The organism is Leptotrichia sp. HMT-225 (genome assembly GCF_030644325.1).
Lineage (GTDB): Bacteria > Fusobacteriota > Fusobacteriia > Fusobacteriales > Leptotrichiaceae > Leptotrichia > Leptotrichia massiliensis.
The window spans coordinates 1845364-1870096 of sequence record NZ_CP130323.1 but is presented as its reverse complement, the minus strand read 5'-3'; the positions used below and the strand labels follow the sequence as shown (position 1 = coordinate 1870096).

21 protein-coding genes are annotated in these 24733 nt (G+C 28.4%); 20 read left to right on the top strand and 1 reads right to left on the bottom strand.

The window, feature by feature from the left end; all coding sequences use genetic code 11:
* Positions 1 to 6 precede the first annotated feature (6 nt).
* Together QU666_RS09045 and QU666_RS09040 are read left to right on the top strand one after the other, a co-directional pair.
* Complete coding sequence (locus tag QU666_RS09045) at positions 7 to 1362, top strand: MATE family efflux transporter (protein ID WP_051285807.1); 1356 nt, start codon at positions 7 to 9, stop codon at positions 1360 to 1362.
* A 164-nt stretch (positions 1363 to 1526) separates the two neighbouring features.
* Complete coding sequence (locus QU666_RS09040; protein ID WP_036070413.1) at positions 1527 to 1862, top strand: MliC family protein; 336 nt, start codon at positions 1527 to 1529, stop codon at positions 1860 to 1862.
* A 109-nt stretch (positions 1863 to 1971) separates the two neighbouring features.
* On the opposite strand, the gene QU666_RS09035 is transcribed toward QU666_RS09040, so the two are convergent.
* Complete coding sequence (locus QU666_RS09035) at positions 1972 to 2892, bottom strand: cation diffusion facilitator family transporter (RefSeq protein WP_021768855.1); 921 nt, start codon at positions 2890 to 2892, stop codon at positions 1972 to 1974.
* Positions 2893 to 3153: 261 nt separating this feature from the next.
* Here QU666_RS09035 and QU666_RS09030 point away from each other — a divergent pair, with 261 nt between their 5' ends.
* The 18 genes from QU666_RS09030 (at position 3154) to QU666_RS08945 (ending at position 24701) form a co-directional block, all read left to right on the top strand.
* Positions 3154 to 3984 carry a tetratricopeptide repeat protein gene (locus QU666_RS09030; protein WP_021768856.1) on the top strand — a complete coding sequence of 277 codons (831 nt, stop codon included), beginning with the start codon at positions 3154 to 3156 and terminating at the stop codon, positions 3982 to 3984.
* An 18-nt stretch (positions 3985 to 4002) separates the two neighbouring features.
* The gene (locus tag QU666_RS09025) at positions 4003 to 4956 is read left to right on the top strand and encodes a DUF4037 domain-containing protein (protein ID WP_036070422.1); all 954 of its coding nucleotides are present in this window, start codon (positions 4003 to 4005) and stop codon (positions 4954 to 4956) included.
* 67 nt (positions 4957 to 5023) lie between these two features.
* Complete coding sequence (locus QU666_RS09020; protein WP_036070416.1) at positions 5024 to 5647, top strand: DUF4125 family protein; 624 nt, start codon at positions 5024 to 5026, stop codon at positions 5645 to 5647.
* Between the two features lie 66 nt (positions 5648 to 5713).
* On the top strand, positions 5714 to 6322 hold the full coding sequence (locus tag QU666_RS09015; RefSeq protein WP_021768859.1) for a hypothetical protein: 609 nt from the start codon (positions 5714 to 5716) through the stop codon (positions 6320 to 6322).
* A 153-nt stretch (positions 6323 to 6475) separates the two neighbouring features.
* On the top strand, positions 6476 to 7021 hold the full coding sequence (locus QU666_RS09010) for a type II secretion system protein (protein ID WP_021768397.1): 546 nt from the start codon (positions 6476 to 6478) through the stop codon (positions 7019 to 7021).
* Positions 7022 to 8629 (top strand): ComEC/Rec2 family competence protein, encoded by a 1608-nt coding sequence (locus QU666_RS09005; protein ID WP_021768396.1) that lies wholly within the window; start codon positions 7022 to 7024, stop codon positions 8627 to 8629. It abuts the gene before it with no gap.
* Between the two features lie 140 nt (positions 8630 to 8769).
* Positions 8770 to 9105 carry a zinc ribbon domain-containing protein YjdM gene (locus QU666_RS09000; protein WP_021768395.1) on the top strand — a complete coding sequence of 112 codons (336 nt, stop codon included), beginning with the start codon at positions 8770 to 8772 and terminating at the stop codon, positions 9103 to 9105.
* Between the two features lie 660 nt (positions 9106 to 9765).
* Positions 9766 to 10647, top strand: coding sequence for a GTPase Era (era, locus tag QU666_RS08995; protein WP_021768394.1), 882 nt, complete (start codon positions 9766 to 9768; stop codon positions 10645 to 10647).
* A gap of 327 nt (positions 10648 to 10974) precedes the next feature.
* The gene (gene uvrB / locus QU666_RS08990; protein WP_021768393.1) at positions 10975 to 12948 is read left to right on the top strand and encodes an excinuclease ABC subunit UvrB; all 1974 of its coding nucleotides are present in this window, start codon (positions 10975 to 10977) and stop codon (positions 12946 to 12948) included.
* A gap of 144 nt (positions 12949 to 13092) precedes the next feature.
* On the top strand, positions 13093 to 13299 hold the full coding sequence (locus QU666_RS08985; protein ID WP_049756109.1) for a hypothetical protein: 207 nt from the start codon (positions 13093 to 13095) through the stop codon (positions 13297 to 13299).
* A 2-nt stretch (positions 13300 to 13301) separates the two neighbouring features.
* A complete protein-coding gene (locus QU666_RS08980) occupies positions 13302 to 14093 on the top strand; it encodes an Abi family protein (RefSeq protein ID WP_021768391.1) in 792 nt (263 codons plus the stop codon).
* A gap of 21 nt (positions 14094 to 14114) precedes the next feature.
* Positions 14115 to 15761 carry a signal peptide peptidase SppA gene (gene sppA / locus QU666_RS08975; protein ID WP_036069955.1) on the top strand — a complete coding sequence of 549 codons (1647 nt, stop codon included), beginning with the start codon at positions 14115 to 14117 and terminating at the stop codon, positions 15759 to 15761.
* Positions 15762 to 16258: 497 nt separating this feature from the next.
* The gene (locus tag QU666_RS08970) at positions 16259 to 17470 is read left to right on the top strand and encodes a Fic family protein (protein ID WP_021768281.1); all 1212 of its coding nucleotides are present in this window, start codon (positions 16259 to 16261) and stop codon (positions 17468 to 17470) included.
* A 73-nt stretch (positions 17471 to 17543) separates the two neighbouring features.
* Positions 17544 to 17897, top strand: a complete 354-nt coding sequence (locus QU666_RS08965; protein WP_021768282.1) for an arsenate reductase family protein — start codon at positions 17544 to 17546, stop codon at positions 17895 to 17897.
* 325 nt (positions 17898 to 18222) lie between these two features.
* Positions 18223 to 18573, top strand: coding sequence for a 50S ribosomal protein L19 (gene rplS / locus QU666_RS08960; protein WP_021768283.1), 351 nt, complete (start codon positions 18223 to 18225; stop codon positions 18571 to 18573).
* Between the two features lie 251 nt (positions 18574 to 18824).
* Positions 18825 to 20507, top strand: coding sequence for a signal peptidase I (lepB, locus tag QU666_RS08955; protein ID WP_021768285.1), 1683 nt, complete (start codon positions 18825 to 18827; stop codon positions 20505 to 20507).
* A 69-nt stretch (positions 20508 to 20576) separates the two neighbouring features.
* Positions 20577 to 21143: a GNAT family N-acetyltransferase gene (locus QU666_RS08950; RefSeq protein WP_021768286.1), complete on the top strand. Its 567-nt coding sequence runs from the start codon at positions 20577 to 20579 to the stop codon at positions 21141 to 21143.
* 30 nt (positions 21144 to 21173) lie between these two features.
* Positions 21174 to 24701 (top strand): SNF2-related protein, encoded by a 3528-nt coding sequence (locus QU666_RS08945; protein WP_021768287.1) that lies wholly within the window; start codon positions 21174 to 21176, stop codon positions 24699 to 24701.
* The last annotated feature ends 32 nt before the right edge of the window (positions 24702 to 24733 follow it).

Here is a 24733-nt window from a genome sequence, read left to right as displayed (position 1 = left end):
AGGAAGATGAAAAAAAGTGTAAATATAGAAAAAACTAGAAACTGGGAATATCTGAAATTAGCATTTGGATTTACATTGTCAACGCTGACAGTTCCTTTGCTAAATTCTGTTGACACAGCAGTTGTAGGAAATCTTTCAAATCCAGTCTTTATAGGTGGAGTAACACTTGGAGGAACGATTTTTAATACAATTTATTGGCTTTTTGGATTTTTACGTGTTAGCACATCGGGATATTCTGCAAAAGCTTTTGGAGAAAGCAACAGAAGGGAAGAAATTACAGTTCTAGTACGTCCAGTGTTAATTTCCGTTTTATTAGGAATTTTCTTTGTTTTGTGTCAAAAACCTATTTTATGGGGATTTACACATTTTTTTGATGCTGGCAGGGAAATTACGAAATATATAGCAGTCTATTTTAATATTTTAATATGGGGAGCACCGTTCGTGCTTCTAAATTATACATTTTTAGGCTGGATAATGGGACGTAAGGAAATAAAAAAATGTCTGATTTTGCAGCTTATGACAAATTTTGTAAATATTGCTCTAGACTTATATTTTGTAAAAGTTCTGAAAATGGATGTTGCGGGAGTGGCAATTGCTACCTTAATTTCTCAAATAACAACAACTCTTTTATCAGTTTTTATTATTTTAAAGACTTTTTCATTAAAGGAGATTTTATACAACATAAATTTAAAAGAAATTTTTGACAAAGCTGAAGTAAAAAAGGTTGGAGCGGTAAATTTGGATTTAGTATTAAGAACAGTATGTCTTTTGGTAACAACAAATTTATTTTTGGAAAAGGCTGCACACAATGGAAAAATCATATTGGCTGCAAATTCCATATTATTTCAGGTTCAATATTTGATGTCATACATTTTTGACGGCTTTGCCAATGCTTCAAGCGTATTTTCGGGTATAGCAGTGGGAGAGAAAGATTTTAAAAAACTAAAATGGGTAATGAGAAAATCAATTCATTTTTGCATTATAATTTCAGCCTTTTTGAGTACAGCATTTATTTTAGGTGGCGAAAAACTGTTATTATTTTACACAAAGAATGCAGAAGTTATAAACACTGCAAACCAATATAAAACGTGGATAGTTATATTTCCAATAGTTGTAAGTTTTGGATTAGTAATTTATGGAAATTTTACAGGAGCAACAGAAACAGGATATATAAGAAATTCAATGCTGCAATCATTAGTAATTTTCCTGATATTGTATTTTACAGTGGTGCCGGCATATCAAAATCATGGATTATGGTTATCTTTCATCGTTTTTTCATTAGCAAGATCATTATTTTTAATGAGATATGTTAAAAAATTTTTGGAAAAATATAAATCGGAATTAAATGTAAAACATCTATAAATAGAGGTATCTAGCTAGGTTTTACAATTGCAGGTTAAAAAGATTTGGATATAAGGAATTTTATTATGATTTCATTTTAAATAAATAGCTTTTTATAAGAAATTTAACAGTTTTATATGGTACATTACTGTTGAAACAAAATTTAAAGAAAAGGAATGATGAAGATGAAATTAATGAAAAAATCTATGTTAGTATTGTCTGTAATGACATTAATTGGAGGAATGAGTTTTGCTGCAACAGCTAAGAAAAGACCCGCTGCAAGAAAGGTAGCTTCAGAATCATATACTTGCGGTTCTGAAAGAATAACAGTTTCTTATCCAGCAACAAATGCTGCTAGAGTAGTGACTAAAGCAGGGAATGTTTATAATCTTAAAGTAGCAGTATCAGGTAGTGGATCAAGATATGTTTCTAAAAATGGAAATGTAGAATTCTTTAAAGGTGGAAAAGATGCCATTTATAGAGGACCTAATGGTATTGAAAAATCTTGCACAAGAAGATAACAAAATTTATTCTTAATTAATTGAAAAACATAGCTGACAGATTAGTAGAAAGTCTGAAGGCTATGTTTTTTCTTTTATAGTTTGATTTCAGGCAATATTAAAAAAAGAACTAAAGATGTGGATTTATTTCAGGATTTTCAATTTGAACTGTCACATGCTCTATTCCGTATTCATTTTTTAAAATTTTTACTACATCATTTACAATTTCGTAATCATTTACACCATCGTACTCATCAAGTAAAATATGAAATGAGATACTTATATTTTCTTCAGAAATATTCCATAAATGGAATTCATGAATATCTTTTATTTTATCAATTGTCAAAATTTTAGCATGAATTTCGTTAATGTCTAAATCACTGGGAACAGCTTCCATTAAGATAAAAAACGCCTCTTTTGCAATTTTTAATCCGCCAGTAAAAATAACAACACTTATAATCACACTTATTATTATGTCAAAAATAACAAGGTTAGTTAATTTCAAAATAATCGCCGCAATTATGACTCCAACAGAATTTAACGTATCGCCTAAAAAATGCCACAAAGCACTTTTCACATTAAGATTTTTTTCTTTTTTCAAACTTTTCATAAGTACAAACATAAGTATTATATTAACCAAAAGTCCGATTACTGCAATTGTGAACATTGTAAAAAAATCAACATGCTCTGGATTGAAAAGCCGTTTTACAGCCTCAATAACTATTCCGACTGAAATTATCATAAGAGCCAGTCCATTTATGAATGCAGAAATTATCTCAATTCTCAAAAATCCGTAAGTAAAATTCTTGTTTGGCTTTTTGGCTGAATAAAATACTGCTATAATGCTGAACAAAAGTGCAACAACATCCGAAAACATATGAAATGAATCTGAAATAAGCGCAAGCGAGCCACTAAATATTCCGCCGAACAATTCAACTAAAGCAAAAAACAGTGTCAGCAAAATTGAAGTTATCAAGGTTTTCTTTGATTGTGCCTGATATTTATAATGCTTTATATGATGGTACTTAAAATCAATTTTTTCTTTATTCATTTTATCTTTCCTTCTTTCCTATAAAAATATTTAATCTATTTTAATTATATAATAGGAGTTTTTTTATTTCAACAACATAATTTTATTTTATAGTAAAACTATTTTGAAATCTTAAAATTATTTTTAATACTGTTGCAGATTGTAATTTTGTATGGTAAACTTTTGTTATAAATAATAAATTTAAAATTGAAATGTATTCAAATTATATTTTTGTAATACTAAAGTTAAGCAATAAATTCTAAGATAAAGGAGAAATACAAAATGTCAAATATATTTGAAAAAAAAGTTAGAATAAATGAATTGACAAACTTGAGAAAAGAACTTATGCAACAGGGGAATGTTGTGGAAGAGGTTAAAGTATTAAAGGAGTTAGCAGAACTTACAGAAGATGTTTTTGGTGAGGAAAGTGATGAAAATATTAAAATTTTGAATGAAGTTGGGGGAACTCTTAAATATGTTGGAGAGTTTGATACGGCAAAAGATGCTTTGCTGAAGGCACAAGGCTTTATTGAGAAAAAATATGGCAAGGACAGTATTCCGTATGCGACTTGCAGCCTGAACCTAGCTGAAGTTTACAGGTTTATGAAAAAATATGATGAAACTGAAGATATGTACCTTAATACTATGAAAATTTATGAAAGTAATAATTTGCAGAATGACTATGTTTATGCGAGCGTGTGCAATAATTTGGCTTTATTTTATCAGGAGCTTGAAAGATACGAGGAAGCGATTGAGTTGCAGGAAAAAAGTCTGGAAGTATTGGAAAAAGTTGGAGAAAATCCTATTCAGTATGCAATTACGCTAAGTAACCTTGTACAGCCTTACTTGAAAGTAAAAAATAAAGAAAAAGCAGAAGAATACTTGCAAAAATCACTGGAACTGATCGAAAAGGAAGTTGGAAAAACTCATAACTTGTATGCAGCAATCCTTAACAATATGGCAACTTTTTATTTTGCAGAAAATGAATATGAAAAAGCATTGGAATTATTTGAAGAAAGTGCTGAAATTTGTGAAAAGACGTTTGGTAAAGAAAGCAATAATTACAAAAATATTTTGGAAAATATTGAAGTTGTGAAGGAAAAAATGGTTTAGATGGAAGAAGGAGAAAAAATGGATTCAAATAAAATAAAAGGACTGGAACTTTCTAAAAAATATTTTGAAGAAGTTTATCTTCCAGTTATAAAAAGTGAATTTCCAGAAGTTTTTGAAAAAATGGCGGCTGGACTTGCGGGGGAAGGTTCGGAGTGTTTTGGGTTTGATGATGAGATTTCACAGGATCATGATTTTGGACCGTCCTGCTGTATTTGGCTAAGTTCAGAAGATTATGAAAAATATGGACTAAATTTGCAAAAAAGGCTTAATGAATTGCCAAAGGAATTTTTGGGATTTAGAGCATTGAATGTGAGCGAGTTTGGAGATGGACGGCGTGGTATCCTTAATATGGAAGACTGGTTTTTCAAGTTTTTGGGAGATGTAAAGGCACCTGATAATTTGTATGATTGGCGATTAATCCCAGAAGAATTGCTAGCAACGGCGGTTAATGGAGAAATTTTTATGGATAATTCAGGACAATTTACAAAAATTAGAAATGATTTAGAAAAATATTTTCCAGAAGATATACGGCTTAACAAAATTGCCACAAGATGTATGAAAATGGCACAATCTGGGCAGTATAACTATTTACGGTGCATGAAAAGGAATGAAATTGTGGCAGCAAGGCTTGCGGAAACTGAGTTTATAAATGAGGCGATACATATGATTTTTTTATTAAATAAAAAATATAAACTTTTTTACAAATGGATGCCAAGAGCTTTAAAAAATTTGAAAATTTTGGGAGAAAAAACTTATTTTCTAACTGAAGAACTGGTAAAATTGCCAACTGGTGCGATTAATCGAAAATTTCAAATTATTGAAGAAATAAGTGCCGATGTAATTTCGGAAATGAAAAATCAAGATATTGTTCCAAGACAATTAACAAGTGACTTTTTACAGGATTATGGACCTTTTGTGCAAAATAAAATAGAAGATGAGAAATTAAGAAACTGGAATCCTGCCATGGATTAAAATATAAAGTTTAAAAAACAATCAACAAAATTAAAGAATATTGGATTTTAAAATAGGAGAATCGAAAATGGAAAGAGAAATTAGCAAAAAAGAAAGTTTTATTAGACAAATTTTAAAAAGGGAATGGGAATTTTTTCAAAATGTGCATCATACGGAAGGAAGAGCAGAATGTCAGGATAATCCTCAGGAATTTGAGATTATGAGAAGAAGCCAATGGGAAACATTGCCTGATGAAATTTTGGAAAGTTATCTGGAAGACTTGATTTTGGCAAAACATCGTGGTGAAAACATTGTTCAGGACAAATATGCCAGAATGATGAAATACAGCGTTCCAAAAGAATACGAAATAATCAAGGATTACTTGCCTGAAATCTCGCCAGAAAAGGAAGAGCTGGTACAAAAAATAGTAGAAATTTATTTGCATTGGGAAGAAGAAATAATACAAAAATATCCAAAAGTTACAGCAAAAGGGCGACCGCTTCATTCTGAATTTGACACACCAAATCATACTTCAATTGAAACTTATTTAAAAGGTGAGTTGTCTTCATATTCAGTGAAAACATTGAAATTATATTACGAGTATATCCAAAGTTGTGTTACAAATAATGTAAACTTGGCAGAAAATAATTTGGAAAATATTGTACTGGAAAAAGGTTACAAGACTATTGATGAAGCAGAGAAAAGTTTATAAAATTTGGAAAATAAAGTTGTTTAAAAAACGGAGAATAATTATTTAGTTAAGGAAAAGGGGAAATTTATGAATGCTGTGTCAGTAAAAGGAATTGTGAGTATAGATGGAAATTTTTTATTGAGGCAGAATGAAAGGAACGAATATGAACTGCTGGGAGGAAAGCTGGAAAAAAGTCATAGTGATTTGGAAAGCAGATTAAAACAAGAGTTTTTGGAAGAATCAGAAATAAAAGTGGATGTGGAAAAAGGATTGGAACCTTGTTTTTTAAGTGTGAATAATAAAAAAATATTGATTGTTCCTTATATTTGTAAGATAAAATTTATTCCAGATATTTTGTTTGATGAAGATGGCGGAAAATTATTTTGGATAAACAAAGCAGAATTGGAAAATTTAAATATGCCAACAAGTTATCTTGATTCAATTAATCAGGTTTCTCCAAGAGATTCGGAAATAAAAATAAATGGAATAAAACATTTTTATGAAGATTATCAGTTTTCCATTTTTGTCAGAATTTTAAATCAAAATTGTGAAGCGATAGAAATAGTAGAAGTTGAAAATCAAATACTTTTTGAGATAAAACAAAAATATGAAATTAAAAAAAATAGTAAATTAGTATTTAATAATTGTATTGTAGAAGGAAACAATCTGTATATTGATTATAGTTATGAGATATAAAATTGTGGAAAAAGTTTCTTATTCATCGAATGAGGAATTTTTTTGTAAATATATTTTAAAAAGAAATAATTTGATTTTTTCAAAAAATGATGTATAATAATATTAATTAAAAATTAAATTTTATATAAAAATAATTTTTTAAAAGGGGGAAAAATGAGAATAAAGGGGAATAACAATGGTTTTACACTCATTGAGGTTTTGTTATACATTTCAATTATGGCAGTTTTGTTTACGGTGGTTTCTGTGAATTTGCAGAAACAGAGGCAGAATCAGGAGTTTGCAATTCAAAAGAGAAATATCAGCCAGTTTATTAGAAAAATTCAGCAGTATGCACAGCACAACAGGAAGGAATATGTGCTGGATTTTAAAATATCTGAAAAGATAGCTTATTTTTTGGATGAGAAAAATGGGCAGAAGGATATTATCGATAAAATGGAGATTTCTAACAGCTTATCTTATATGACAAATAATTCTAATAAAAATGCTGATTTTAGAAGACGTACCACAAATGAAGGGAATTTTGAAAAAGGATTTTCCGTTTATTTGCTGGATAAAAAGGGAGAAAAAATTTATTACAGGATTTCTACAAACACAATAAATGCGGCGAAATATCCGATTATAAGTATTTACAGGGCTAAAAAGCCAATTAATCTTTCGGATGACTATTCAAAGGCTAACTTGTGGGAGGAGGAAATTTAAATGAAAAATGGGGGAAATGTTGAGAATAATACAGCAACTAGACAAAACAGTAAAAAAAGAGATTTTGAGAATATAAGATTTCGTAAAATTGTGAAAAAAACGAATAGAAAAGAAAATTTTAAAAATTATGGGAATACAAAAATAAATAAAAATAGTGGAAGTAATGAAACTCAAGAAAATGTAACTAAATTTGAAAATAAGGAATTTGACAAATATATTTTGGAAATGCAGAAATTCAGAGAAAAAGAAGCTAGAAAAAAGTATATAAAATCTGAACTTTCACGCAGGAAACAAAATTTAGTAAGGTTTTTTAATATAGAAATAGGAATTGAAGAAGTGAAAAGAACTTGGCAATTTGGGATTTTAATTTTGGTAGGAATTTTTTTGTTTGTGTTTTATCTGAATTTTGTTACTTTTAAGGGGGAACTTTCTGGTGAAAAGACTCTTTATGTGAAAATTGACGGAAATCGTGGAAGTGTTTTGAAGGTTAATAACAAATATTTGAAAAGTCAAGCGAGCATTGAAAATAAGAAGGGGCTTGAATATGGATTTTATCTTATGCGGTACAAAATTAGAAAAGTTGTAAATAAAAATGGCAATATTAAGCTTGAAGGGAAAGTATTAGGATATAAAGAATCACGATTAAATGAAGTTCGTAAATATATTTTGGAGATTTTTGATAATTTGTTTATAACAGAAGAAAATTTGTATGCTTTTTCACGTGCTGCAGTTTTGGGAGAAAAGGCAGAGGTTTCTAAGGATATGAAGGATAAGTTTAAATATACAGGACTGGCTCATTTGATTGTAATTTCTGGAACTCATATTAGTCTTGTTGTTATTGGAATTGTGAAAATTTTGGACGGGCTGTTGCTAGGGTACAGGTTTAAGTATTTGATGGCACTTGTGGCACTTACTTTTTACTGTGCATTAATTGGATTCTCGCCAGGAATTTTGCGTGCCTATATTATGGGAGCAATGATGATTTTGGCAAGGATTTTATTTGAGCAGGAAGACAGTAAAAAATCTCTTTTGGTGTCATTTATTGTTATAATTGTGCTAAATCCATATTCACTTTTTGATATTTCTATGCAACTTTCATATGCAGCTGTTATAGCAATAATTTTTGTCAATCCTGAATTTAAGAAATTTTATGAAAAAAAGATTTTGGATAAAATAAAAAACGAAGTATTGAAAAATACTGTAGATTTGATATTTTTAAGTTTAACAATACAAATTACGAGTATTCCTTTATTTTTGTATTATTTTGAAAAACTGCCATTATTTTCATTTTTACTAAACATTGTGGGAATACCGATTGGAACTGTTGTTATACAATGTTTATTTTTTGCAGTGCTTTTAAATATTTTTAAATTATCTTTATTTAATGGAATAGTAGTTTTTATTACAGAAGTTATTTTTAAGGCTTTTGAAGGATTCATTTACGCTGGAAGCAAAATTCCACTTTTACAAATTAGTATCAATGGAAAAGTACCGTTGTGGACGGTTTTTGCATATTATGGAATGTTATTTTTTATAACATTTTTTGTAATGCCCTTGTTTACTGCAAAAATTGATATGTATTCAAGTTCTTTTAATACTAAGCAATAAAATAATTATAGAAATAGATTTGAGAATGTTATTAGCAGTATAAATGAAAATTATGATAATAAACATATTTTATAAGTTCCTGTTTCGTGGTATAATGATATGATAAAAAAATAATAAAATTTGAAAGGGAGAGATAGAATATGAGTTTACCAAATTGTCCAAAATGCGGATCAGTATATGTTTATGAGGATGGAAATATGCTAGTTTGTCCAGAATGCTTTTACGAATGGTCTGAAAATGGGGAAGAAAACAGTAAGGAAAATGTTGTAAAAGATTCAAACGGAAATATTTTACAGGATGGGGACAGCGTTACAATTATTAAGGATTTGAAAGTAAAAGGTGCATCATCAGACTTGAAGAGAGGGACAAAAGTTAAAAATATAAGATTAATCGATGATGGGATTCATAACATTGATTGTAAAATAGATGGTTTTGGTGCAATGAAACTGAAATCGGAATTTGTTAAAAAAATATAAAAAATAGATTTTTTAATAAATTACTTTATAAGTTTTTTCTTTAAATATTCAACAAAGTAATTTTCATAAGTTTAGATTATTTTAGTTTTTTTATTTTATGTTTATTTAAGCAGGGAGATCAGACGCCATCTCCCTGCACCCACGCTTAACGCAAAACTTTCTTATAAAAGAAAAATAGAACTCGCTTTTGAATTTATATTATTCTAATACAAACAACTTTGTACAACTTAAAATTGTTCCAAAAGCTCAAACAGCTATTTTTCTTCTAACGAAATTTTGCTTATTAAAGTTTTTACAGATTATTTTGAATAATTATAATTTCCTAATCAAAATAATTGTTATAATTAAATTAAAAATACTTAGACAAGCTGGGATTGGTGCGTAGCACTTTTGCCTATATCTAAAAATATTGTAATTTGAAGAAATTAAAATAACTAATATTGCGAAATAAAAGAGGATGGTGTCTGCTCCCTTTTATGTATAAAAAAATATATATAAATTATAGAAAAAATATTTATTAACAACAAATTATTTTATCCAAAAAAACTGTTATTTAGATAAAAATTACTTAGTTAAACATTTAAGAATTGAATTTATAACATAAATTGTTAAATAAATTTATTATCATAATTAAATTAAAAAAATAGAATTGGAGAAAGAATGAAGTCAGGATTTATAACAATTGTTGGGCGTCCAAATGTTGGGAAGTCCACGCTTATGAATAAGCTTGTGAAAGAAAAAGTTGCGATTGTGTCGGATAAGGCTGGGACGACTAGAGATCAGATAAAGGGAATTGTAAATATTAATGAAGATCAGTTTATATTTGTGGATACGCCAGGGATTCACAAACCTAAACATTTGCTTGGGGAACACATGACTAATGTGGCACTAGAAGCACTAGAAAATGTTGATTTGATAATGTTTATGCTGGATGGGACACAGGAAATTTCAACTGGGGATATGTTTGTTAATGAAAATGTGAGAAGTGTAAAGACACCAATTGTACTTGTTATTAACAAAATTGATAAAATGTCGGATGAGGAAATTGAGGAAAAGAAAAAGGAAATTCGTGAAAAATTGGGAGAATTTGATGAGATAATAACTCTTACGGCGGAATATGCGATTGGGATTCATAAAATATTTGAAGTTGCTGAGAAATATTTGTCAAATGATGTATGGTTTTATCCAGAAGATTACTATACAGATTTGCCAGTAAATAAAATCGTTGTGGAAACAGTCAGAGAGAAAATTTTACATCATACAAAAGATGAAATTCCACATAGCGTGGCTGTGGAAATTATTAATGTGGAAACAAAGCCTGCGATTAGGAAATATGATATAAATATTTATGTTGAAAGAGATAGCCAAAAAGGAATTATTATTGGAAAAGATGGAACTATGCTTAAGAAAATTGGGATAGAGGCTAGACGTGAGATTGAGCATTTAATTGATTTGAAGGTTAATTTAAAATTGTGGGTAAAAGTTAAGAAAAAATGGAGAAAGAATAAGAAATTTCTTGATGAAATGGGTTATGGGAAATAATTTTATTTTTAGGTTATATTAAATAATTATAAAAATTGAATAATAACAATCTTTATATTAAACCCTATTTAAAAATAGGAATAAATTTTTATAATAAGGTTGTTTGATAGCTAATTCATAATCATTCAACTAAATTGTTTTTTATCCTTTGTTAGAAAAGATTGTAATAAATTCGTTATTTAAATGGGGGTTAGTATTACTATAGCAGGGGTTTGTCAGAAAATAATAAAAAATAAAAAAATAAAAAATGAAAAATTGTATTATTTGAAAGTTTATAAACTTTTATAAATAACCAAAAGATTTGTATTGAAAGGAAGAAAAATAGAGATGGATTTTAAAATACATTCAAAATTTCAGCCGACTGGAGATCAGCCTCAGGCTATCCAAAAAATTGTGGAAAACTTGGAAGATGGTATTACAGATCAGATTTTGCTTGGGGTTACGGGATCGGGAAAGACATTTACAGTTGCGAATGTTATTGAGAAAATAAATCGTCCAGCTTTGATAATGGCACCGAATAAGACGCTTGCAGCACAGCTTTACAATGAATACAAGCAGTTTTTTCCTGAAAATGCTGTTGAGTATTTTGTGTCTTATTACGATTATTACCAGCCTGAAGCATATATTATGCAGACTGATACGTATATTGAAAAGGATTCTTCAATCAATGATGAAATTGATAAATTGCGGCACGCAGCAACAGCGGCACTTTTGAATAGAAGAGATGTTATTATTGTGGCTTCGGTTTCGGCAATTTATGGATTAGGGTCTCCAGAGGCATATAAAAAGAGATCGATTCCGATTGATGTGGAAACAGGATTTGAGAGAAATGAGCTTATAAAAAGGCTTATTTCACTTAGATACGAGAGAAATGACATTGCCTTTGAGCGTGGAAAATTCCGTGTGAAGGGGGATATTCTTGATTTACATCCGTCTTATCAGGATACAGGATACCGTTTTGAATTTTTTGGAGATGATTTGGAAAGCATTTCAGAGATTAATACGCTTACTGGACAGAAAATTAGAAATATAAAAAGAATCACAATAATGCCTGCGACTCACTATTTGACAAATGAAGATACAAAAGTGATGTTTGAGGCAATAAAAAAGGAAATGGAAGAAAGAGTGCATTTTTTCCAGAAAGAGGGAAAACTGCTGGAAGCACAGAGAATTGAGCAAAGAACGAAATATGATTTGGAAATGATTGAGGAAATTGGTTATTGTAAAGGTGTGGAAAACTATTCTAGATATTTGACAGGAAAGAGTGAAGGGGAAGCGCCTGATACGTTAATTGACTATTTTCCAGAGGATTTAGTCGTATTTCTGGATGAGTCGCACATTTCAGTTCCGCAGATAAATGGGATGTATAAGGGAGATAGGGCAAGAAAGCAGTCTTTAATTGACAATGGATTCAGGCTTCCAAGTGCTTATGATAATCGTCCGTTGAAATTTGAGGAATTTTTTGAAAAAGTTCCACAAGCTGTGTATATTTCAGCCACTCCAAGTGATTACGAGCTGGAACATTCAAATGGCGAAGTTGTAGAGCAGCTTGTTCGTCCAACAGGAATTGTAGAGCCAAGTATCGACATTCGTGAAACAAAAAATCAAATTGATGATTTGATGGATGAAATAAAAACAAGAACGGCAAGAAAAGAACGAATTTTAGTTACAACCTTGACAAAAAAAATGGCAGAAGAACTGACAGATTACTATTTGGAATACGGAATAAAAGTAAAATATATGCACTCTGACATTGACACGCTAGAAAGAACAGAGATAATAAGAGGCTTGAGGAAAGGTGAATTTGATGTTCTGGTTGGAATAAACTTGCTGAGGGAAGGGCTGGATATTCCAGAAGTATCATTAGTGGCAATATTGGAAGCAGACAAGGAAGGGTATTTACGTTCGAGAAGATCTTTAATTCAGACAATGGGACGTGCCGCAAGAAACGTGGAAGGACATGTTATCTTATATGCTGACAGAATAACAGGCTCTATGCAGGAAGCTATTGACGAAGTAAACAGACGGCGTGAAGTTCAGGAAAAATACAACTTGGAAAACAACATTAATCCAAAATCAATCGTAAGAGAAATCGCAGAGTCAATCGTAGACTATGAAATCAAAAAAGAAAATGAAGCAAACAAAGCAATTAAGCAGTATAAGAGCGAAAAAGACGTGGAAAAGGAAATCAAGAAGCTCGATAAGCAAATTAAAAAACTGGCTGAAGAGCTTAATTTTGAAGAAGCTATTAAATTGAGGGATAAAATGAATGAATTGAAGAAGTTGTTAATTGAACTGTAAATTATAAAAAATTAATTAAAAAAATGATTGACAATTGAAAAATTCTATACTATAATATGCATAGAAAATAACTTGGTCAGATGTAATTTTATTACAGGACTATCTAATCCATTATGCGTAGTGGATTTTTTTGTGGAGGGGGAAATGGGAGAAATTGTGTATGATAAACCTTTTAAAACTTATAAAGAGCAAATAGAAATATTAAAAAATAAATATAAACTAAATATAAAAAATGAAAATTTTGCTTTAGAACTTTTAAGTACGATTTCATATTATAATTTGATTAATGGTTCTAAAGAATCTTTTTTGAGAAAGATTCTGAAATATTTGAAGAAAACACAGATATTATAGATTTGTTTCTTTTCAAAATATTAGATAAAAATATTCAAAATACATTGTTTAAGTATAGTGTCTATGTAGAAAATATATTTAAAACAAAAATGGCATACCTTATATCAAGGAAATACGGAATTTCGATTGAACAGTATTTAAATGAAAAAAACTACTATTTGCCTATTAATTTTCAAAGAAGAGAAAAAAGAAATCAAACCTTAAAAGCAATTTTGGCAGTAGCAACAGATAATAAGTATAAAAATGATCCTACAGAATATTATAAAAAATATCATAATCATATTCCAGCTTGGATATTATTTAAAAATGTTAATTTTACAGACATTATTGATTTATATTCCTTTTTAAAATTAGAAGATAAGCTGGAGATAGCAAAAGAATATTGTAATAATGCGAGTCAACTCAAAGATGAAGAATTAGTAGAACTATTAAAAAATTCAATTACTATCGTAAGAAAGTTTAGAAATAGAATTGCCCATAATTTAAAAGTAATAACCTATAGAGCTAAAGGTAACAATTTGAAATTGAAGAATATTAAAAATTTTCTTCCAAATCAATTTATAGGGAAAAATGATTATAAAAATAAAATAGGAATTAATGACTTGTTTTCTATGATTTCCTCAATAACTTTTTTGTTAAAAAATGAGACATTAATATTTCAGATGTTTAGTGAATTAAAGGTTGATTTTAATTTAATATCCTTACAGAAAATGGTAAAAAAATATAAAAAAGTAACAAATTTTCCTCAAAATATTGAAAAAAGATTTGATATAATTTTAGGAAAAGAAAAATAATAGCAAGAAGGAGTTGATATGATGTTTATTTTGAAAATGTTGTTAGAAATAGTAATAATGCTTATTTTGTGTGTAATTTTAAGTTTAATTTTTGTAAAGAAGATTCTTAGAGTAAAAAATAAGAAGAAATTGCCTTTAAAAAAAGTAAAAACTGTTGTTTTTGATGTGAAAAAATTAAAGGAAGATGTGGCTATGCCTGCATTAAAGGGGAAAGAGAAATTATCGTATTATCAAATATTGCAAGGATTAAATAATCTTGCGGAAGATAAGAATATAAAAAAAGTAATTATTGATGTGGATAAGTTAAATTTGACACTTTCACAGCTGGAAGAAATTTCTAAAATTTTTGACAAGATTAGGAAAAATAAGGAAGTAGTGGCAATAGGTACGCTTTTTGAGGAAAGTCGATATAGAGAGGCTTTGCTTGCGGATAAGATTTTTATGTTTGATACAAGGCAGTCAACTCTTATTTTTAGGGGATATTTGCATAAGGAATTTTATTTGAAGTCGTTTCTGGAAAAGTTTGGGATAAAGATGAATGTGCTTCATATTGGTGATTATAAGGTGGCTGGAGAAAAATATAGCCATAACCAAATGTCAGAAGAGAAAAAGGAATCAATTAAAAATATAAAGGATAAAGTTTTTGAAGATTTTGTGGAACTGGTAAAAAGTAAAAGAGGCATTGATATTGAAAATGAAATATTAACTGGAAATTTGATTTTTGCTGGAACGAAAAAGGCTTTGGAGTATAAATTGATTGATGGTGTTGTTGATTATGATGAGATTGGGATAAATTATGAGGAAGACACTGTTTCGATTGAAGATTACATAGGAATGTTGAAAGAAAAAAAAGAAAAATCAAAAGATACGATTGCAGTAGTGAATCTTGAAGGTGTTATTGATGTGAAAAATCCTAACAAAAATATTACTTATGAAAATGTATGTGAAAAATTGGAAGAATTAAAAGAAATAAAGAATTTGAAAGGGTTGGTGTTAAGAATAAATTCGCCTGGTGGAAGTGCCTTAGTTTCTGAAAAAATATATAAGAAATTAAAAAAATTGACTGTGCCAATATATGTTTCAATGGGAGATGTATGTGCAAGCGGTGGTTATTACATTGCCACAACTGGAAAAAAATTATTTGCAAATAACTTTACTTTGACAGGCTCAATCGGTGTTGTTATGATGTATCCTGAAGTTGCAGGAACAATGAAAAAGTTAGACATTAATTTGGAAGGATTTGGAAAAGGTGCTGGCTTTGATATGCTGAATCCGTTTGAAAAACTGGGAGAAGATTCAAAAGAGAAATTAATTCATAATATGGACGAAGTTTATGGCGAGTTTAAGGAACATGTAATGGTAGCCAGAGGAATGAATGATGAGGAACTTGAAAAAATTGCACAGGGAAGAGTGTGGCTTGGAAGTGAAGCCAAAAATATCAATTTAGTTGATGAAATTGGAACTCTTGAAGATTGTATAAAATCAATGGCAAATGATTTAAAACTCGATAAATATAAAGTGCAGATAGTGGAGTTAACACAAACTTTAAAAGAAACTCTGTCAGATATAAAAATGCCGTTTGTATCTGAGGAAATTAGGGAAAAGGTTGAATTTTTGCAAGGAAATATGAATCAAGTTTTGTATTATGAGAGTGATTTTCAACTGTAGGAAGTTTTTCAATTTGGAAAGAAATGAAACTGTTCAGTAATTATATAAATTTGAATATATAGTAAAACTGCCTTAAAACTAAACTCAGAAGCTATAACTATTTTACTCAAACCCTAGATTTTTATAATTTTTAACAGTTGTATTTTAAACAGGTTCGAGTATCTAATGAAATAAATATTATTCGCAAGGAATTAAACACAATTGTTAAAGATAAAGTGTATTGAATTGTCAGACAAGTCTAATGGAGCAAAAATGGAGATTTTTTAATTAAAATTTTGTAAAATCTAGATATTTTTTATATTTCTAATTATAAATTTATTCAAAATATCTAAAAAAGACTATATTTTTGATTACGCTAAACTTTATGGATTAAAAAATGAAAAAATGTAAAATTTTCAATTATAAAAATATAATTTTAGCATTAACTTGAAAAAACTTTATTTTTTTAAAAATATAAGGTATAATATGATAAATATTTAAAAAATAGGAGTTTTTTTATGAATAATTATTTGGAATTGTCAAAATTATACTATCAAAAAGCTAATATTGAAGAAGAATTGAATAAAAGACTTGAAAATCCATGTGTTTATAAAACATCCTTATATATTTCGCCAATTTTACGAGGAGAAAGAGTTTCAGAGGAAGTGGAATTATTTTTTTTGCCAATAAAAAATGTATTAATGTTGCAAGATGAAATAATTCAAAATAGTAGAGATATTTTAAATTTGTCTAACGAACTGCCTAAAGTGGCTTTAAATTATTGTATAAGAGAAATTATGGTTAATGAAATAATAAAAAGTAATGGGATTGAAGGAGTTCATACAACAAAAAAAGATGTGTATGATAGCATGAATTCCAATAAAAAATATAGATTTTCAGGAATTATAAAAAAATATAAGCAAATAACAGAAAATAAGATTGAAAAAATTAATTCAGCAGAAGAAATACGAAAAATATACGATGAAGTTTTTAGTGAAGAAATTATGATTAATCCAGAGAATCAATTAGATGGAAAATTATTTAGAAAAGGATTGGTTTATGTTACAGATTCGAGCATGAAAAATGTTCATTTAGGCGATTCAAATGAAGACCTGATACTAAAGCATATTCAAAATCTAATAATATTTATGAATAAAAAAGATATAAATTTCTTGTTAAAAGCCTGTATTACTCATTATTATTTTGAATACATTCATCCGTTTTATGATGGAAATGGACGATTTGGAAGACTGATTTTCTCAATGTACCTGGCAAGAAAATTAGATGTATTTACGGGATTGTCACTATCTTATGCAATTTTTTCTGAAAAGGAAAAATATTCAAAGTTATTTCTGAATACTTCAAATTCTAAAAATTTTGGTGAAATAACATTTTTTCTTATAGGCATGTTGGAACTAATAAAAAAAGGACAGGAAAGCATAATTAAAATGCTGGAAGATAAAATAGAAAAATTGAATTTTTCGAGAAATTATTTGAATAATCTCAATTTAAGCGATTTGGAGAAAGATATAATGTTTGTATATATTCAAAATCATATTTTTTCTAATTCTGATTTAGAAGATAAAGAACTATGTAAAATAATAAATATGAGCAGACCTACACTAAAAAATAATATAGAACAATTAATAAAAAAAGAATACTTAACAAAAATTTCTAAAAAACCAATAACACATGTTCTAAGTGATAAATTACAGAAAGTTATTGACTAAAAAAACCAGTAAATATTGATTAAATTAATAAAGTTTAGATTTTAAAAATTAAAATTGAAAGAGGAGATAAAAAATGAACAAAGTATATTGCTACCCAAGATGTACAACTTGTAAAAAGGCTGTGAAATGGCTGGAGGAAAATGGGATTGAATATGAATATAAGCACATTGTGGAAGAAACACCGTCGAAGGAAGATATTAAGAAATATTATAAAGAAAGTGGATTGCCGTTAAAAAGATTCTTTAATACAAGCGGGAATGTTTACAAAGAGCTAAACTTAAAAGAAAAATTGGCAGAGATGTCAGAAGATGAACAGTTTGAATTACTTGCAAGCAATGGAATGGTATTGAAAAGACCACTTTTGGTAGGGAAGGATTTTGTTCTGGTTGGATTTAAGGAAGCTGAGTGGATTGAAAAATTGAAATAAACTTGAATTTGCTTAAAATTTATAATTTAATATAGATATTTGATAAAAAGATTATAATTTTTGAGTTTGAAATATTTAGATTAAAAAAAGTATTTTAGGAAAAAAGAATATGATTTTAAAAATTTTGAAAAAATTGAAAAAAATTTTGTAATTGTATTGAAAATTAATGGAAAATGTGATAAACTTAATAAGTTATTGAATAAAAGATATTCCGCTTTTATTGTTGCTACCAGTTTTGTGAAGGATTTATAAGCAAGAAAAGTTTTTGAATCGGTAAGATTGGTATAGATAGAAAGAATGTCTTAGAAAGAAGGGAGTGAATTTCTTGAAAGAGAAATTAATCGAATTAGTAGAAAAAAATTACTTGAAGGCTGATGTACCTCAATTTAAAGCAGGGGATACAGTTGCAGTTCACTACAAAGTAAAAGAGGGAAACAAAGAAAGAATACAGGTTTTTGAAGGTGTAGTTATCAGAGTTTCTGGTGGAAGTGTTGCTAAAAACTTCACAGTTAGAAAAGTATCTTCAGGAATCGGTGTAGAAAGAATCATTCCTTTAAATTCTCCATTAGTAGAAAAAATCGAAGTTAAGAGAATTGGTAAAGTAAGAAGATCTAAATTATACTACTTGAGAAACTTATCAGGAAAAGCTGCTAGAATTAAAGAAATTAGAAAGTAGCTTCAAGGCTAGCAAAATGCTAGCTTTTTATTTTTTATGCAGACTAAAAATTTAATATTTTAATAAAAAAATAAACCTTACTGTATTAAATATATTTTAGGCAAATAAAAATTTAAAAAAAAATAAAGTTTAATTATGTATAATTCAGTAATTGCTACTTTAAAAGTGAACTTGAATGTTATAATTTTTATTGTTTCAGTTTTAAAGAGAGTTTTAAAATTTAAAAATTACAAATTAGGAGAGAGAAAATTATGAATATGTTATTATGGGGAGCATTTTATATTGTTGCATCGTTATTTCTATTATTTTTCTTTTTTAAAGAAAAGCAGGTTATCCATTGGATAAGAGTGAAAGAGGATGAAATATTGCAAAAAGTCTCACTTGAGAAAAATCAAAAAAATGCTATGATTGGGAATTTGTTAACAGTTGTAGCGTTGATTATATCGGCGATATTTTTTGTAATTGTAGATAAAACTGAAGATCCAAATATTTGGATTAAGGTTTGGGGAATTTATGGAGTTTTTGGATTAAATGTTGTATTTTATGTACTTAGAATGCAGCATGAATGGATTTTTTTATTGGATTTAATTATGCTGTTTTTAGGGAAATTGATGTTTAATATTTTAGATACAAATTTTTATATTTATTTGATAATAAATGTTGTAATTTCGTTGATTCTTATTTATTTATTTAAAGATTTATCGAAGGAAAAAGTTACAGAACACTCGATTTTAAAAGAAGCCACACATGATAATAAGAAATTGGAAAAAATATTGACAGAATCAAGAGTAAAACAAGAAAGTACAGAAGAAATATTTAAAAAGATATTTCCAAATGACAATCTTTCAGTAGATGAAAGAATTGCAAAGGAAGAAAGAAAAAGAAGTACATTTGGAAAAGCTTTAACAAGAATTGATAATGCTTTGATTGCTGTTATTCTAGTGGCTGTTATCCAATTGTTTTATATTGGTAATTACGTTATTCCGACAGGTTCAATGGAGCCTACGATTTTAGTGAAAGATAGAGTTTTTACAAATATGGTGAAATATCATTTTTCAAATCCTAAAATTGGACAAATAATTGCATTTAAAGAGCCGATGACTGATAAAGTGATGTATACAAAAAGAATAGTCGGAGAACCAGGAACAACGCTTCAAATTGAAAAAGGTAAAATGAGTATTAATGAATTTGAAATTTCCAATGTTGATAATAAGCCAAGTTATCCAGTTTTTTCAGATGATAATCAACAATATAGGGAAGATTTGAAAAAATATAATCAGGAAGTGAATAAATTTAATTCATATAAAGTTCAGACTGTTGGTGGAGCTATATTTATAAATGATAAAAAATCAGAAGTTTTGGAAAAGGTAACACCACAAAAAGCCTACTTGCCAGAAGGACTTCTTATGAACAACAAAATTTATATTCCTAAAAAAGGAGATAAAGTAAAACTAGATAAAATTGTTGCAATTGACAAAATATTTGGAGAAATGAAAGACAAAGACCATACTTTAATTGGGCAAGTAGACTGGGAAAGCTACTATGATGGAAAAGGATTTAAAAATCTGACTGGTAAAGAGTTTTTGGATTTAATAAAAACTGATAAGAATTTTAAAGATATAATTGGAAATGATGATGAATTTAATTCTAACCCAACAAATATATTGACAAATACATATTATACATTTACTTTAAAAGTAGAAGGAAGAGATGAAATGGTTATGCCAATTATGGACTTTAAGTATGATGATGAATTGTTTAAGAGACTGTTGAATGGTGAAACTATAACACTTGATAAGAATTATTATATGGCTATGGGAGATAACACTTCAAACAGTAAAGATACGAGATATTTTGGGCTTGTGGCAGAACCTAGAATTAAAGGTGAATTACTTGTAAGATGGTGGCCGTTGACTAGAATTGGGCTATTATAATTTGAGAGTATTTACAAATGTGTTCGTTTTTAATATTATAAATAAGAGTTTGATAAAGGTAAAGAAAAAATGGAGAATAAAATGGAAAATATTGTCAGTGAATTGGTTAAAATTCATAATGAAAACTTTAAAAATAAAGTTGGGGATAAATATTTTTCTGAAATGATGTTAAGTGAGCAGTATGAGATATACTGCTTATTTAATTATATGAAAGAAAATATTTTTGTGGAGAAATTAAAAAAAGAAGATAAAAATAAAATTTTAGAAAAAAATCAAAAAGAAAAAACAGATTTGAATAAAAATGAAAAATTTGAGAAAAATGTGTTGGGATATGTCGCATTTTATGGTACAATAGAGAGCATAGATATTTTTGAAATTGCAATAAAAAAAGAATATCAGGGGCAATGTTTTGGTGAAAAATTATTAACTGAAAGCATGGGAAATTTACTTAAAAATAATAAAAATCCAGAAATTAAAAATATACATTTTTCTGAAAATAAGTTTTTGCTGGAAGTTAATGAAAATAATATAAAAGCACTAAAACTTTATAAAAAAATTGGATTTGAACAAATTTCTGTAAGAAAAAATTATTATGGGAATAATGAGGATGCGATAATAATGATGAAAATCATTTAGTTTGAGCATAAATAAAAGTAAGGGAGAGAAATGGGACAGAATAGTATTTCATTAGAATTAAAAAAACAGATAACACCAAGTATTTTTGTAATTGGACAGGAATATTATAATAAAAGTTTGGGGAATATAACTGCACTTTTTGCCGATGGGAACTTTATGACGGTAGAAGGTGAGTACAAGGAAAATAGCCTTTGTAAGACATCGATTACGGTGGAGCAGAAAAAAGGTGAATTTGTTGAAGCAGACTGTGATTGCATGTTTTTTAAGAACAATAAGAAAAATTGCTGCAAACACGTTGTAACATTGGGAATGATGGCGGACCATTCAGAAAAAATTTCAAAAGTTATTGGAACTGACGATATTGAAATGATGTTTGAAGATGACTTTGAGGAAGATAATAAAAAATTAGCTAAAATTAAAGAAAAAGAGCAAAAAGCCAAAGCTGAAAAAGTTGCTAAGCAAAATTTAGAAAATGATAAAAAAAATAAATTACGACAAAGCCAAAAATTAAAAGCCGAGAATATAAATATAAAAAAATTAGATAGATCAAATAAAACCTCTGAAAGAATAGAAAATATTAAAAATGAAGAATTGCAAAATTTTGATAAAAAAAGTAAAAGTGTGGAAGTCAAATTTGAAACTATTGAAGGGGATACTGAAAATACTTTAAAAGATAATAATATAAAAGTCGAAATGGATTTCCAGAATACTCAAAAAATTAAAAATAATGAAGAAATAGTGGAAAATCTTGAAAGTGTTTCTGCAAAAATCAATGAAATTTATAATTTACATTTGGAAAATCAAAATATCGAAGCGGAAGAACAGCAGGAAATGCGACTTGAAGTTGAAATTGACGAGGGAAGTTACAGTGACTATAAATATGGATATGATTATAATCAGGAAAATAATGCACGGGGATATATTTTAAGACTAAAAACAGGGCTAAAGAAAACTTACTATGTGAAAGATATTTTAAAATTTATCGAATCGGTTGTAAAAGACAGAGAATATGAAGTAACTTCTAAAATTACTTATAATCCAAAAACTTATTTTTTCAATGATATAAATAAAAAAATAATCCATGCAATTTACGAATACAGTAAAGAAATTCAAAGCGTAATTGACAGCGGAATTAAGGATAAAAAAGGGCTAAAAGTGTATGAAATGCTCTTAAATAGACTGCTTATAGCTATGGAAAAAGGAAAAAGCCTAGTTCTTTTGGGAGAGCAAAAGCAGATAATGAATTCGTATGAACCGTTATTTGTATTGGAAAATGAAAAAATTACAATGAGAAATATCGAAAGAATTTCTGAAAATAGTCCATTTTACGCTTTTTCAAACGACACAACAAAAGTTTTTAAAATGGATAAAAATGAAATAAAATTTTTTGAAAAATTTGATTTTTTAGATACGGAACTGTTTAATCAGCTTTCTAGTGATGAAAATCAGAAGTTAAAGGCAGTTTTGGGATATGAAAATATTAATGTTGCCGAATATGCTGATGAGGATGGAAATATTGACATTTTTGTTACAGAAACTGATGAAAAGGAACTTGTAAAAATTAACTTGTCAAATACTGTTTGTGCGTTGGAAAAAAATGGGAAATATTTTATTCCCAGAAAAAATGCACAATTATGTGAGGAATTGAAAAAACTTGTGAAAAGTTATTCTTTTATGTATTTGGAGTCGATGGAAGGCAGTTACAATGTAAATTATGAAGGGCTGGGGAAGATTTCCGAATATATTAATAAAAAGTATCCAGATAAGGTAAAAATTCATCTGGATAACAAAATAAAAAATGCACGAAATATAGATGTTCATGTTGGAATAAAAAAGGTGGAAAATAATTTTTTGAATGTTAGCTTTGACATTGAGGGGATAAAAACTGAAGATGTGGAAATTGTGATGGAAGCAATTAAAAATGAACAGAAATATATAACGCTTTCAAGCGGTGAACTTGTAAAAATTGCCAATAAAAGCATTGAAGAACTGGTTGGAATTACAGATTCCATTTCTAATCTGAAAGTTGGAGAAAATAAAATTTCTAAAATAAAAGCTTTACAGCTTGCTCAAATTTCAAAAAATATTCAGGAAGAACTTGTAAAAATGGATGAATTTAAGGATTTGTTCCATAAAATAAAAAATCGACAGGAAATAGAGCCGCATAACATAAATGTACAATTATTTCCGTATCAGAAATTAGGTTTTAATTGGTTGAAAAATATGTATGATATTGGATTTGGAGGAGTTCTAGCTGATGATATGGGGCTTGGGAAGACTTTACAGACAATTTCGCTGTTAAATGAGATTTATCAGGAAAACAGAGATTTTTCGGCTTTGATTATTGTGCCGAGTTCACTGCTATATAACTGGAAGGAAGAAATTATCAAGTTTACAGGGATAAGTCCAACTCTAATTGAAGGAACGGCGGCCCAAAGAAAGGAAATTATATCCAAAAAATCAAGAGGATTTATGATAACAACTTATCAGGCTTTGAGAAATGATATTGAAGAGTACAAAAGCAGAGATTTTGATGTAGTAGTGCTGGATGAGGCTCAAAATATAAAAACAACAACTTCTCAAATAAAAAAAGCTGTTATGAAAATCAACAGCAAAGTGAATTTTGCATTGACAGGAACACCAGTAGAAAACAATATTTTAGAACTGTGGTCAATTTTTGATTTTGTAATACCGGGATATTTAGATAATTTGACAAAATTTAAAAAAACCTATAAAGAAGCAATTGTAAATCCAAATTCTTCCAAAATACACAATTTACGTGAAATTATTGCTCCATTTTTATTAAGAAGAACAAAAAAAGAAGTGCTCACAGAATTGCCAGATAAAATTGAATCAAATATGGTTGTAACATTGAGCAATGAGCAAAAACAGTTATATATGTCGTACATAAAGAAAGCTAAAAATGAAATGAAGAAATTTAACGAAAATGAAAACAATCGGATGAAAATACTGGCTATATTGACAAAATTACGTCAAATATGTAATTCTCCAACTTTATTTAAAGAAGATTATAAAGGCGAGGTAGCCAAACTGGAAGTATTGCGTGACTTAATGCCAGATATAATTGAAAATGGGCATAGACTATTAATATTTTCACAATTTGTGGGAACTTTAAAGGAAATTGAAAAAGAACTTGAAAATATGGGAATTGAGTATTTTTATATTGATGGAAGTGTGAAATCTAAAGAAAGAGTTGATATTTGTAACAAATTTAACGCTGGAGAGCGACAAGTGGTTCTAATTTCGTTAAAAGCAGGGGGAACAGGACTAAACCTTGTTGGAGCTGATGTTGTGATTCATTATGATCCGTGGTGGAATATTGCTGTGGAAAATCAAGCTAGTGACAGGGCATATAGAATCGGACAGAAAAAAAGCGTGCAAGTTATAAAACTTGTGACAGAAGGTACAATTGAGGAAAAAATTATAAAAATACAGGAAAGTAAACGTAAGTTAAGTGAGAATCTGTTAGAAAATAAAGACGGGGAAAAAGTCTTGTTTGAGATGAGCGATAAGGAATTAATGGAATTGCTTAGTTAAAGTTGAAAATTTTAATTATTAATAAATTTTAG

Excerpts from the sequence above, each read along its gene's own strand:
- QU666_RS09045 (WP_051285807.1), top strand. The coding sequence starts at position 7 with ATGAAAAAAAGTGTAAATATAGAAAAAACTAGAAACTGGGAATATCTG.
- QU666_RS09040 (WP_036070413.1), top strand. The coding sequence starts at position 1,527 with ATGAAATTAATGAAAAAATCTATGTTAGTATTGTCTGTAATGACATTA.
- QU666_RS09035 (WP_021768855.1), bottom strand. The coding sequence starts at position 2,892 with ATGAATAAAGAAAAAATTGATTTTAAGTACCATCATATAAAGCATTAT.
- QU666_RS09030 (WP_021768856.1), top strand. The coding sequence starts at position 3,154 with ATGTCAAATATATTTGAAAAAAAAGTTAGAATAAATGAATTGACAAAC.
- QU666_RS09025 (WP_036070422.1), top strand. The coding sequence starts at position 4,003 with ATGGATTCAAATAAAATAAAAGGACTGGAACTTTCTAAAAAATATTTT.
- QU666_RS09020 (WP_036070416.1), top strand. The coding sequence starts at position 5,024 with ATGGAAAGAGAAATTAGCAAAAAAGAAAGTTTTATTAGACAAATTTTA.
- QU666_RS09015 (WP_021768859.1), top strand. The coding sequence starts at position 5,714 with ATGAATGCTGTGTCAGTAAAAGGAATTGTGAGTATAGATGGAAATTTT.
- QU666_RS09010 (WP_021768397.1), top strand. The coding sequence starts at position 6,476 with ATGAGAATAAAGGGGAATAACAATGGTTTTACACTCATTGAGGTTTTG.
- QU666_RS09005 (WP_021768396.1), top strand. The coding sequence starts at position 7,022 with ATGAAAAATGGGGGAAATGTTGAGAATAATACAGCAACTAGACAAAAC.
- QU666_RS09000 (WP_021768395.1), top strand. The coding sequence starts at position 8,770 with ATGAGTTTACCAAATTGTCCAAAATGCGGATCAGTATATGTTTATGAG.
- era (WP_021768394.1), top strand. The coding sequence starts at position 9,766 with ATGAAGTCAGGATTTATAACAATTGTTGGGCGTCCAAATGTTGGGAAG.
- uvrB (WP_021768393.1), top strand. The coding sequence starts at position 10,975 with ATGGATTTTAAAATACATTCAAAATTTCAGCCGACTGGAGATCAGCCT.
- QU666_RS08985 (WP_049756109.1), top strand. The coding sequence starts at position 13,093 with ATGGGAGAAATTGTGTATGATAAACCTTTTAAAACTTATAAAGAGCAA.
- sppA (WP_036069955.1), top strand. The coding sequence starts at position 14,115 with ATGTTTATTTTGAAAATGTTGTTAGAAATAGTAATAATGCTTATTTTG.
- QU666_RS08970 (WP_021768281.1), top strand. The coding sequence starts at position 16,259 with ATGAATAATTATTTGGAATTGTCAAAATTATACTATCAAAAAGCTAAT.
- QU666_RS08965 (WP_021768282.1), top strand. The coding sequence starts at position 17,544 with ATGAACAAAGTATATTGCTACCCAAGATGTACAACTTGTAAAAAGGCT.
- lepB (WP_021768285.1), top strand. The coding sequence starts at position 18,825 with ATGAATATGTTATTATGGGGAGCATTTTATATTGTTGCATCGTTATTT.
- QU666_RS08950 (WP_021768286.1), top strand. The coding sequence starts at position 20,577 with ATGGAGAATAAAATGGAAAATATTGTCAGTGAATTGGTTAAAATTCAT.
- QU666_RS08945 (WP_021768287.1), top strand. The coding sequence starts at position 21,174 with ATGGGACAGAATAGTATTTCATTAGAATTAAAAAAACAGATAACACCA.